Origin of the sequence: Acrocarpospora sp. B8E8 (assembly GCF_039871605.1) — a bacterium.
Classification (GTDB): domain Bacteria; phylum Actinomycetota; class Actinomycetes; order Streptosporangiales; family Streptosporangiaceae; genus Acrocarpospora; species Acrocarpospora macrocephala.
In genome coordinates this window covers 1-11587 of the sequence record NZ_JBDPLV010000015.1, presented here as the reverse complement: position 1 = coordinate 11587, position 11587 = coordinate 1, and the positions used below count along the sequence as shown (strand labels likewise).

At 68.3% G+C, this 11587-nt stretch carries 11 protein-coding genes; 3 read left to right on the top strand and 8 right to left on the bottom strand.

All coding sequences use genetic code 11. The annotated features are described in order from the left end of the window. The first annotated feature begins 186 nt into the window (after window positions 1-186). The gene (locus ABGB08_RS16695) at window positions 187-1335 is read left to right on the top strand and encodes a glutamate--cysteine ligase (RefSeq protein ID WP_347591199.1); all 1149 of its coding nucleotides are present in this window, start codon (window positions 187-189) and stop codon (window positions 1333-1335) included. Here ABGB08_RS16695 and ABGB08_RS16690 read toward each other — a convergent pair. The 6 genes from ABGB08_RS16690 to ABGB08_RS16665 all read right to left on the bottom strand — a co-directional run bounded on the left by ABGB08_RS16690 (window position 1315) and on the right by ABGB08_RS16665 (window position 9201). Beyond that, a complete protein-coding gene (locus tag ABGB08_RS16690; protein WP_347591197.1) occupies window positions 1315-2838 on the bottom strand; it encodes an NAD(P)-binding domain-containing protein in 1524 nt (507 codons plus the stop codon). The two genes, ABGB08_RS16695 and ABGB08_RS16690, sit on opposite strands and share 21 nt — an antisense overlap. Then, window positions 2838-3392: a peroxidase-related enzyme gene (locus ABGB08_RS16685; RefSeq protein WP_347591195.1), complete on the bottom strand. Its 555-nt coding sequence runs from the start codon at window positions 3390-3392 to the stop codon at window positions 2838-2840. The genes ABGB08_RS16690 and ABGB08_RS16685 overlap by 1 nt, the downstream gene beginning before the upstream one ends. Window positions 3393-3491: 99 nt before the next feature. Further along, window positions 3492-4046 (bottom strand): peroxidase-related enzyme, encoded by a 555-nt coding sequence (locus ABGB08_RS16680; RefSeq protein WP_347591193.1) that lies wholly within the window; start codon window positions 4044-4046, stop codon window positions 3492-3494. Window positions 4047-4238: 192 nt separating this feature from the next. After that, entirely contained in the window at window positions 4239-6620 is a 2382-nt protein-coding gene (locus ABGB08_RS16675; protein WP_347591191.1) for an FtsX-like permease family protein, read from the bottom strand. Between the two features lie 41 nt (window positions 6621-6661). Next, window positions 6662-7474, bottom strand: coding sequence for a PIG-L family deacetylase (locus ABGB08_RS16670; protein ID WP_347591189.1), 813 nt, complete (start codon window positions 7472-7474; stop codon window positions 6662-6664). Between the two features lie 14 nt (window positions 7475-7488). Beyond that, window positions 7489-9201, bottom strand: coding sequence for a phosphatidylglycerol lysyltransferase domain-containing protein (locus tag ABGB08_RS16665; RefSeq protein ID WP_347591187.1), 1713 nt, complete (start codon window positions 9199-9201; stop codon window positions 7489-7491). Between the two features lie 89 nt (window positions 9202-9290). On the opposite strand from ABGB08_RS16665, the gene ABGB08_RS16660 reads away from it, so the two are divergent. Continuing rightward, window positions 9291-9785, top strand: coding sequence for an anthrone oxygenase family protein (locus ABGB08_RS16660; RefSeq protein ID WP_347591185.1), 495 nt, complete (start codon window positions 9291-9293; stop codon window positions 9783-9785). A gap of 34 nt (window positions 9786-9819) precedes the next feature. Next, window positions 9820-10017 carry an RNA-binding S4 domain-containing protein gene (locus tag ABGB08_RS16655; protein WP_347591478.1) on the top strand — a complete coding sequence of 66 codons (198 nt, stop codon included), beginning with the start codon at window positions 9820-9822 and terminating at the stop codon, window positions 10015-10017. Window positions 10018-10049: 32 nt separating this feature from the next. Here the strand turns inward: ABGB08_RS16655 and ABGB08_RS16650 are convergent, their stop codons facing one another. Next, the gene (locus tag ABGB08_RS16650) at window positions 10050-10595 is read right to left on the bottom strand and encodes a Fic family protein (protein WP_347591183.1); all 546 of its coding nucleotides are present in this window, start codon (window positions 10593-10595) and stop codon (window positions 10050-10052) included. A 32-nt stretch (window positions 10596-10627) separates the two neighbouring features. Then, window positions 10628-10945 (bottom strand): antitoxin VbhA family protein, encoded by a 318-nt coding sequence (locus ABGB08_RS16645; RefSeq protein ID WP_347591181.1) that lies wholly within the window; start codon window positions 10943-10945, stop codon window positions 10628-10630. Window positions 10946-11587: the final 642 nt, after the last annotated feature.

Genomic DNA, 11587 nt, shown 5'->3' with positions numbered 1-11587 from the left:
ATTCCGCCCGTGCGGGGCGACGCGTGGATAACCTACGCGCGTCATAAGTATGGGAACCTCGCTCGGCCGCGCCTGTGTCTGGACTGAGGAACGCGGGTCGCGAAACGGCCGGAGAGACGAGGGAAGACACAGGCTGAGGGCGGCCGAGCCGCCGATCCGGAGGATCGGCCATCAACAAGGAGCGGCATGACTGCCACGGCGGATATCGAGCAAGTGGTGCCCTTCGACGCGGCCTGTCCCCTCGTCGGAGTGGAAGAGGAATATCTCGTCGTCGACCCCGAGACGCGGGAGGCGGCCCCGCGGTCGGCCGCCGTCGTGGCCAGGGCGGCGGCGGCGCTGGGCGAGCAGGTCGGCACCGAGATCACCCGCTACCAGGTGGAGGCCAAGACCCGGCCCTGCGCCGGAACCGCCGAGTTGGAGACCCAGCTCCGCCAGATGCGCGCCGTTGTGGCGTCCGCAGCGGCCGACGAAGGGCTGCGGGTGGTCGCTTCGGGCACGGCCGTGCTCGGTGACGTGGTCCCGCCGCTGATCACCGAGAATCCCCGGTACGGCATCGGCATCGCCAACTACCGCTCGCTCCACGACGAGCAGAGCATCTGCGCCGGTCACGTCCACGTGCACCTGCCCGACCGGGAACGTGCCGTGCTGGTCAGCAACCACCTGCGGCCGTGGCTGCCGACGCTGATCGCGCTGATGGCCAACTCGCCGCTGTGGTGCGGGCGCGACACCGGTTACGCCAGCTGGCGCACGCTCTGCTGGGGCAAGTGGCCGGTGGCCGGGCCGCCGCCGTACTTCACCTCGGCCGCCGAGTACGACGAGGTGATCGGCAAACTGACCGAGGCCAAGGTCCTGGTGGACCCGGGCACGATCTTCTGGGACATCCGCCCGTCGGCCCGGCTGCCCACACTGGAGGTCCGGGTGACCGATGTCCCGGCCACTGCCGGGGAGTCCGCGCTGCTCGGCGCGATTGTCCGGGCGCTGGTGGTGACCGCGCTGGAACGGGTGGAACGGGGTGATCCGGGGCCGCGGATCCGGGGGGAGTTGCTGCGGGCGTCGTACTGGCAGGCGGCCAGGGATGGGCTGGCCGGGGACGCCATCGATCCGGTCAGCGGGCGGCTGCTCCCGGCGTCGGCGCAGGTGGACGCGTTGCTGGCGCTTCTTCGGCCCGCTCTGGAGGAGACCGGGGATCTTGATCTGGTGGTCGAGCGGGTGGCGCGCTTGCATGTGGTCGGGACGGGGGCGGCCCGGCAGGCGGTCGTCCACGCCCGCCGGGGTTCGGCGGCGGACGTGGTCGACGAGCTGGTGCGGGATTTCTCAGGTCAGTTGTTCGGATAGGAAGGCGTAGAGCGGCTCCACGTGGCGGACCGGGTTGCGCCAGACGGCCAGCAGGTCCTCCAGCAGGTGCCGCTCGGCGACCTTCTCGCCGTGCCGCCATGAGCGGATTACGGGGTGCAGGAACGCGCTTTCGTGGGCCATGTCGGGGGTGGGGTCGCGCTGGATGGCGAACACGTCGCCGTAGTTCTGACGGCCCCAGCGCAGGGTGATCGTGAAGAGTTCCTCCTGGTCACCGAAGCGTTCGACGGCGTAGTCCTCGGGCAGATCCTGATAATGCTGGATCTGGCCGCTGGCGCGGTCGACCACGAACGCGTCGCAGAGGTACTCGAACTGGGTCCACAGAGCAGAACTCCAGTTCACGCGGTCGAGCATGGTCGCGCCGAGCTTCTCGTGGTCGAGCGGAATCACCTGGCGATCCAGCGGCGTGTTCTCGTAGCGCTCGGCCAGCAGGGCCGTCATCGTGCGCAGGTTGTAGCGGAAGCCGTCGATGAACGCCGACGACGCTTGCTTGAAGTCGCGGGCCTGCATGAGCGTGCCCGCGAAGTAGAGGCCGTCCACGTTGGCGGACTGCCAGTCGGGGCGGATGGCGGGGATCCGCCCGTTGGGGGCCATGTCGGGTAAGCAGGAGTCGTCGAAGATGCTGCGGTCCATGGTGAAGCCCGTACAGCGGATGACGGAGTCGTACTCCAGCAGGGCCTGCTCGCCGTTGGCCAGCGTGTACGTGATGGCCGCTTTGAAGTGGTCCTCCTCGCGCCAGATGCGGTTGATGTCGCATTCGAGCACGCCGTGCAGGGTCTTGAACCAGTAGCTGTCGAGGAACGCGCCGTACTGGCCGCGCACGTCGCCGGGGTGTTTGGTGTGCCAGGCCAGGCGCACCCCGTGCGGGCTCGCCAGGTGCACGATGGCCGCGTGCGGCAGGATCGCCTGGGCGGTCTCGAACGCGGAGTTGCCCTTGCCGATCACCAGCACCCGCTGGCCCGCGTAGGCGGAACCTTCAACCTCCATGTCCTCGTAGCCGGTCGCCAGCTCGATACCCGGAATATTGGGAATGTTCGGCCCGCCCCAGCCGGTGGCGACGATCACGCATTCGGCCACGTACGTCTCCGCGGGCGTGTGCACGTGGAATCGGCCGTCGATCTTCTCAATTCGGTCGACCGGAGTCATGAAACGTACATTGAGTTCGTGCTCGCGCTCGAAGTCGGCGAGATACCTGACAAGATCGTCGGCGCCGGGCAGGTACTCGCTCGAATACTTCGGGAACATCAGGTCGGGCGAGTCGTTGAGCAGCGAGTTCCAGTCCCACCTGAGCTTGATCTCCGGCTCGTCCTCGACGGTGTGCACCTTGTTGAGCGAGATCAGGCGGCGGTGCCGGGGGAACTCCTTGAAGAAGGCGCCGGGGGCCTCGGTGCGTTCGAGCGTGACGTATTCGGCGCCGGCGCGTTTGAGGTAGTAGCTGAGCTGGAGACCGGCGGGACCTGCGCCGATGATGAGATAGCGAGGCATCAGGCCCTGTCCTTAATGTCATCCCGGACATATCCGGCGGCCACGATGAACTGGGCCATCACCGCGTAGTCGGCCGGGTCGTCGGGGGTGAGCGCGGCCAGACCGTCCACATACCGGTTGTACATGCAGAACGCCGCCGCGATCAGGACCGCGTCGTGGATCTCGACGTCGGACGCGCCCGCGTCCCTGGCGGCGGCGATGTGCTCCTCGGCGACCTTGCGGCCGCTCTCCTGGACCGCGCCCGCGATCATCAGCAGCGCCCTGAGCTTGGCCGAGATGGGCGCTCCGCCCAGGTCGGCGCGGACCTGCTCGACCAGGTCCATGCCTTCGGGCAGTTGGGCGGCGGCGAAAGCCGCGTGCGAGTTGTAGCAGAAGCGGCAGTCGTTCAGCGCGGACACGTAAGCGGCGATCAGTTCACGGTCCCCGCGCGGCAGCGAGTTTTCACCACGCAGCAACACCTCGGCGAGGGCGCTCATTGGGCGGGCGGTCTCTGGCCGATACTGGAACAGGCCGGTGATTCCAGGTGCTTCGTTCCCCAGCGCTATGTGCGGCATGAACACTCCTTGGTGATCAGCAGGCGTGGCCTCCACACGCAGGGTCGTTGATCACCCGTTATCTGGTCAACCCCGGACGTTCATGCCGCAAATTGCGTCCTATCCCAAACGCAGAGAATCGGCCAATACGGCCAAATATCCGTCGGTGCGCTGGGCACGGGCCGCGTACACGGCGGGGTCGTCGGGGGCGAACGTGTCCAAGCCGTCCACGTAGCGGTTGAACATGCAGAACGCCGCCGCGATGAGCACGGTGTCGTGGATCTCGATGTCGGTGGCACCCGCCTCCTTGGCGGTGGTGACATGCTGCTCCGACACCTTCTGGCCGGACTCCTGCACCGCTCCGGCGATCGCCAGCAGGGCCTTGAGCTTGTCGGAGATCGGGGCTCGGTTGACGTCCGCGCGGACCTGCTCCACCAGGACCAGATCCTCGCCCAGCTGTACGGCCGCGATGGCCGCATGCGTGGAGTAGCAGAATCGGCACGCGTTCAGCGCCGACACGTACGCCCCGATCAACTCCCGCTCGCCTCGGGAGAGCGTGCTCTCCCCGCACAACAGCACTTCCGCCAGCTCGTTCAGTGGGAGCGCGGTTTCTGGCCGGAACCGGAACAGCCCGCGTATTCCAGGTTCATCAGAGTTGAGGGTGATGTGTGGCATGAACGCCTCCTCCGCAGACGAAATCATGGTGACTTGACCAGATTCGCCCGGCGAAATTTTTCCCGCATCTCCGGAAATGCGCGTTATTCGTGTTTATGGCCGCGCCTCCGGCACGGCGGGCTCGACCGCCTTCAGCCTGTGTCTTCCCTCGTCTCTCTGGCCGCTTCGCGACCTGCGTTCCTCAGTCCAGACTCAGGCGCGGTCGAGCACCCGCAATGCCTGCCCGAGGTTGCGATGGCCCGCATGCCGCCCTGGGCCGGTCGCGAGCAGGGCCGCGATCAGCAGTGCCAGCGGCGCGATCAGGATGAGCGTCCATGGCGAGGTGGGCGGCTGGTACTGCAACGGCATGATCCCGGCGGCGGCCCGCCACAGGATGCGGCCCAGCGCCATGCCGAGCGGGACCCCGGCGAGCAGGCCGAGCACGGTGATCGCGCTGGCCTGCGTGACGACGACCAGGCGGCACTGGCCGCGGGTCATGCCGAGGGCGCGCAGCACGGCCAGGTCGTGGCCGCGCCTGCGGACGGCGGTGATCAGGGCGTGGCCGACCGCGCCGACGGCGAGCAGGGCCAGGAACGCGCCCAGTACCAGCGGCAGCACCTGGACGTTCCTGATCTCCCCGAACTGGCGGGGGACGAACGGCGTGAAGATCAGCAGTCCGCCACCCACGGTTGTCCGCAGCCGGGCCGCGACCGCCTCCGGGTCGGCGCCCTCCCGGAGCGCGAGCAGGCTGCCGTGTTCCTTGAACCCGCGGAAGACCACGTCGTAGCCGTCGGAGGTGACCCACGCGCCGGATTCGTAGCCCCGGGTGGAGGTCTCCACGGCGAAGCCGACACCGGTCACGGTCAGCTCGCGGGTGCCCAGGTCGCCGGTGAGCGCGACCCGGTCGCCCACGCCCGCGCCGAGCCGCCGCGCGCTCGTCGGGGCCAGCACGACCTCCTCACCGTTGGTCGGCGGGCGGCCCTCGGTGAGCACCAGCGGGACCGGGTCGCCGACCGGGTCGAAGCTGAGCGTCACCACCGGGAGCGGGCCGATCCGCCCGGCGGCCACCCGCAGGTCCGTCACCCCGGTCACGTCGGGATCTGCGGCCAACGCGGAGAGCACCGGTCTGGGCGGCCGGACGTCCCGCCCGTCAAAGCCGAAGACCGCCATCAGTTGGTAGTTCTGCCCGAATCTGGCCGGGTTCCTGGCGGCGTCCGCGACCCCGGCCGAGAACGTGAACGCGGCCAGCACCCCGAGCACCCCCGTCACCGCCCCCAGCAACGCGGGCCGCACCGGCACCCGATCCCGCCCCCGCCCGGGCTCCAGCGCGAACCTGGCTCCGACGACTACGGCCACCGGCAGGCTGAGCACGGTCATCGCCGTCACCAGCGCCGACCGTCGGCCCGGCCGTATCCGGTCGGGGCCGGTGAGGCCCGCCCACGCGGAGGCTCCGGCCGCGACAGCCACCAGGACCGGGATGAGCACGAATCCGGAGCCGAGGACCAGCCAGTCGGCGTCCACGCCTGGGTCCGGCTCGCGGGCAGCCGCCGCGCCGAACGGCATCCAGGAGGAGGCGGTCACCGCCAGAACGACGGCGACGACCGTGCCCGCCAGGGCGGCCAGGCCGGGGGCGATCACGCTCAGGTGGGTGCCCTGGCGGCGGGTCAGGCCCAGCGCCACCAGCGCGTTCAGTTCGGTGGCCCCGGCCGCGCCGTACCGGATGACGGCCTGGCCGATGAGGACGACGGCGGCCAGGAAGGCGGCGAGGCCGAAGGCAGCCAGGCAGGCGCTTTCGAAGGCGACGACGTTGCGGGTGTGCTGGATGGTTTCGGAGCGGCTGACGACGTCGACGCCCGGGAGTGCCGCCTGGAAGCTGGCGAGTCCGGCGTCGCCGCCACGGAGGCGGACCAGGCCGTTGAGCGGGACCTGGGCGCTGTAGCCCACCAGATTGGCCCGGTAGCGGGTGAACAGGCCAGGGGATGGGATGAGTTTGCCGGGGCCGCCGACCTCGTCCGTGTACCAGAACGAGCGGATCACACCCACGATGTGCATCCGGACCGCGGGGCCCTCAGGGCCGCCGGTATCGCGCCCGCCGATGCTGGTGTCGGACTGGTCGGGGGTGGGCAGGCGGAGGGTGACCTGATCGCCTATGCCCTTGCCGACGTTGCGGACGAACTCCGCGGTGACCACGGCTTCGTCGGCTCGGGACGGGTCGGGGAGGCGGCCGCTCAGGACGACCGGCCGCTCGATGGTGGCCATCGCGTCGGTGTCGGCGGGAACGAACGGGGTGATCTGGTCGTCCGGAGCCTCGTCGATGGGCAGGTCGGTGTAGCTGGGGAACGTGGTCACCGCCGCCACGCCGGGGAGGCGGCGGACTGCGTCCCAGTCGAAGCCGGTCCGGTTGGGCAGGACCGAGGCGGTGGCGGGGAGTGTCACGGCGAGCAGCCGGTCCACCGCGCTGTCGCCGCGCCGGGCTCCGGCCAGGGCGGTCAGCACGGTCGCCCCGGCGAACGCCACCAGCAGCCCGAGCACGAGCAGGGATCGCAGGCGCCTGCCCAGTTCGAGCCGCAGCCAGACCACCGAAACCGGAATCACGCCGCCAGTTTCCGCTGACGTGAGCCGGGCTCGACAGGGTGTTAGCCCTCCGTCAAACCCGCGAACAGATCGTCTTCCTGGTCAGGAGCCTCGATCTGGCAGCGGACCCGGACGAAGGCCTCATGCCCGAGGACGAGTTGCTGGGCCTCATCCGGCAGCTGGAGCAGCCAGATGTTGTCGCTCTGGCTCGCGTGCGCGCGCAGCGCTTTGATCTTCCGGTCCACGTACGGCGTGACGTCCACGGTGGCGGTGATCAGCTCGTCGGGGGTGCCGAAGTCAGGGGACGGCTCGAAACCCAGGTCGATGCCGATCGAGCGCATGTGCTCGAACATCGCCCTGGCCCGGGTCCGGGGGATCGCCGTGTAGTAGAGCTTGTCCGGGATGCCGGTCGCCTCGGTGGCCGCGATCGCGATGCGGTGCGCCTGGATGTGGTCGGGGTGACCGTAACCGCCGTTTTCGTCGTAGGTGACGACGACCTGCGGCCGGTAGTGCGCCATGAGCGCGGCGAGCTTGGCGGTGGACTCCTCGATCGGGATGTTCCAGAACGCCCGCGCGTCCTTGTTGGTGTCCCAGCCGTCCATGCCGGAGTCGCGATAGCCGAGCAGTTCGACGTCACCGATCCCTAAATGGGCGACCGACGCCCGCAGCTCGGCCAGCCGCTCCTCGGCCACCGCCTCGCCGTCGTGGCCGTCCTCGCCCGGCTTCACTCCCCCGGGTCCGTCCCCCGCCTCGCCGTTGGTGCAGGTCACCAGGACGGTACGGAACCCCGCGTCCGCGTAACGCGCCAGGATCCCCCCAGTGGTGAGCACCTCGTCGTCGGGATGAGCGTGCACGGCCATCAACGTCAGATCCATCAGCCCACCCTAAGTCACGCCTCCCCGCGCCGAAGCAGCTGCGGCAGGCTCGGCGGACGCAGGAACCCCTCCGCCACAGCCGAGGCGATGCCGACCTTGACCAGGTCTCTGGTGTCCCCGTACGCGAGGAATCGGGGCACCCATTCGGGGTGGTATTTCACGTTTGCCCGATACAGCGACTCCAGCTGCCACCAGCGGGACAGGAACAGCAGCAGGCGGCGCCACGCCCGGATCACCGGGCCCGCGCCGATCCTGGCGCCCTCCTCGAACGCCGACCGGAAGACGGCGAAGTTCAGCGAGATCCGGTCTACACCGAGCCCCGGGGCCGCCTCGACCAGACCGGCGACCATGAACTCCATCAGGCCGTTCTCGGCGTCCCGGTCCCGCCGCATCAGGTCGAGCGAAAGACCGGTGGCCCCCCATGGCACGAACGACAGCAGGGCCGCCTCGTCCCCGTCCGGTTTCCGCGCCTGCACCAGCACGCACTGCCCGTCCCTCGGGTCGCCGAGGCGGCCGAGGGCCATCGAGAAGCCGCGTTCCGTCTCGGTGTCGCGCCAGGCCTCGGCGCGGCCGATGATGGTGCGCATCTCCTCAGAGTTCAGTTCGTGGTGGCGGCGCACGCACAGCGTGTAACCGGCACGTTCGACCCGGTTGACGGCCTGGCGTACGCCGCGCATCTCCCGGCCGGTGAGCGTGAACGCGGCCACGTCGATGACCGCCTCGTCGCCGAGTTCGAGGACCTTCAGGCCGCCGCGCTGGTATGCCCGGGCGCCCTCCTCGCTGGCGCCGATCGCGGCGGGCGTCCAGCCGTACGCGGCGGCCTGGTCGGTCCAAGCGCGGATCGCATGCTCCCACGCTTCAGGGTCGCCGACCGGGTCGCCCCCGGCCAGGCTGACGCCGTTGACCACGCGGTAGGAGACGGCCGCCTTCCCGCTGGGCGAGAAGATCGCGCTGCGGTCCCGCCTGGTCGCGAAATAGGCCAGCGAATCACGCTCTCCCAGGAGCTTCCGGATCCGTTCCTCGTCCTCGGGGGCCAGCACGGCCTTCGCCCGCTGTGACCGGAACAGCACCGCGAAGGCGGTGATCAGCGCGATCGCGCTCATCAGCCCGATCAGGAACGACACCCAGCTCGGCGGGTGGCCCGGGTGGGGCACGTCGAACACGCCGCCGAGGGTGTGGCTGAGCGTCCACACCGCCCGCCGGTGCGGGGGCAAGGTGCCGGAGAACGCGGTGACCAGCAGGAATCCGACCACGAACGAGACGGCGAGCAGGCCGCCCAGGGTCAGGATCGCCTTGCGGGCCGACGCGGGCTGGACCCGGGCGTAGAACTCCTGGCGCGACCAGAGCATCAGCACCAGCAGCAGGGTGACCACGACCAGGCTGAACGCCGTCTCGGCCAGGGTTCCCTTGCCGCCTTCGACCGTACCGCCCGGCACGTAGAGCAGCACCAGCACGCCCGCGAGGCTGAGCGCCAGGGAGATGCCGAGCAGGACCACGACCAGCCGCCAGGCGATCCGCTTGCGCCGGGCCAGCGCGCCGGCCAGCAGCGTGGTGAACGCGGCGTAGGCGAGGTTGGGCGCGATGGGGAAGAGCCAGCTGTCCACGAACTCGGTCAAACCGCTCAGGCCATGCCGCAGCGGCGGGTTCAGCGCGATCACCGCCGAATACACCGCGAGCACCGTCAGAGATATCGACAGCATCCGCGGCACGCGCGAACGACCAACCATGCGTTCCCCCCATACCAACGCTAATCATCCGGCCCGGGGACGATGCGCGCGGCACGCGGGTTTCATAGGGTTAACCCAAACGAGGGGAGATGGTCGAAATGTTCGCCCTGACGGCAATCGCGGCATTCGCAACGCTGGTCCTCACCGGCTGGATCGCCGGGCTCTTCTACGCCTACTCGGTCTCGGTGATGCCCGCCATGGACTCCGCCGGACCGGAACACGCCGTCTCGGTGATGCGCCAGATCAACATCAAGATCCAGAACCCGGTCTTCTTCCTGTCCTTCCTGGGCACACCCCTGGTCGGCATCATCACCGGCGTCCTCGTGCTGATCGACGGCCAGACCCTCCCCGGCCTGCTCTTCCTGGCCGCCGCCGCCGTCTACCTCGCGGGCACGTTCATCCCCACCATCGCCGTCAACATCCCCCTGAACAACGCCCTCGACCACGCGACCGGCCCCGCCACCGACATCTGGACGGCCTTCGCCCCCCGCTGGAACCGCTGGAACACCCTCCGCACCCTCTTCAGCGCCGCCAGCCTCCTGGTCGCCGCCCTCGCCCTGGCCTTCTGGGCCAACACCTGGTGAGACCTATCCTGGATAGGTACGCGAGACCTTCACCCTGGCATCCGACTACATCCCCCTCTGCGACCTGCTCAAATACTGCTCCATCACCGAAAGCGGCGGCGAAGCCAAACACTTCATCGCCGAGGGCAACGTCCTAGTAGACGGCGAACTCGAACTCCGCAAACGCCGCAAGGTCCGCAACGGCCAAATCGTCAGCGGCGACGGCTTCGAGATCCTTGTGGTGGCAGGCTAGCTCGCACGCCCATTTGACGCCTCTCCAGCCGGTCACCACGGCCGAGAATCCACCAGAATATCGAGGAGGTGGCGAAGTGGGCCGTTGTCACCGCGCAGTGAAGCCATCGATGTGGCCTCGTTGACATCCGGGTCGAGACCAGACCAGTCGATGGGCCAACCCGCTTCGCGGCTGAGCTGACCAAAGAAGGCGCGCTGCGTCCGCCCGTTGCCCTCACGGAACGGGTGGATCGCATTGACCTCGGCGAAGTAATGAGTCAACCGGTCAACGAAACCGTCGCGTGGCAGCCCATGCAGGTACCGCTCCTTCGCCAGAGCGCCGAACACCTCCGCCGAGTACGACGCGATGTGCTGTGGCAGGCAGAACGGGTCCGACTTGGCGATACCCACGACCCTGATCTCACCGGCCCAGGGGTAGAGATCGCCGAAGATCTCCCGATGAAAGGACTGCAAATGGGCCAAGTCGTAGCTGCCGGGCAGCGTCCGGGTGCCCAGGTCCGCCAACGCCGCCAGAGTCAGGCCCGCCTCCGCTGCACGCAGGCGCCGAAGGTCGGAGATGCCGAGCTTGTTGCGCAGCACACCGCTCGCGGGGTCGAGGTATGGATCGCTACTCACGGTGCGTCGTACAGCCGCCGAACCAGTTCACGCATCTGTGCGGTGCTGATTTCGCCCTGCGCCCATCGTTCAGCGATGGCCTCGACATCGGCGCCTATCGTGAGCCCTTCAGCCTGCACCGATACCGACGCTTGCGTCAGTGACCGAGCTCTCTCAGCAGTCAGTTCGTCGAAAACCTCGACCGGAACCATGACCGCCTCGGTCTTACGATGTGAGCCTACGCCCACCGGCCTACGGTCACCGTTACGGAACCGCTCCAGCACGCTGGGCAGTTGCTCGCGAGCCTCTCGCACAGACAATGTCTCAATCAACATTCCCAAAGTGTACCCGATTGTGTACACATTAGGCCCCTACGTCAGCCGCACAACTTGCCGACGCCCATGCGGGCCTTCATGAAACGCCGCAAGATCCGCAACGGCCAGGTCGTAAGCGGACCGGCAACCTGGTGCAGGCCAACTCCACCACCTAGGGGTTCCGCGCGACCACCCGAAAAGGTCGACGTGAGCTGTGCCTCCGGGCAGTCGCCGGGCCGCCACACACCTGGCACAGCAGCTTGTCCATGCATCTCCACTGCCCGGCCCTTCGGCGGTGGACTTGGCTTGTTCGGCTGGGGCAAACATGTTTCATCACACCCGTATGGGAAACTCGGCCATGATCCAGAGCACCTGGAGTGCATGCCCGCGCCAGTGACGACGACGTCAACAGTTCTGATCAACGTCATCAGCGGTCGGAGCTCTGAAATGGAATGATCATTAAGAGTTCCGACATATTAGGACAATCATCAGGTTATCAGTCCGCTCATCAAAGGAACCGTAACCACTCACACGTATCCGTGAGCTGGGGTTATGCGGTGGCTTGAGACAGCGTCCAGGGGTTGCCGAGGAAGGCGTCACGGAGCGCATGGAAGGCGTCGATGCCGTGGTTGGTTGCGGTGACGAGGTAGGTATGGACGCGAC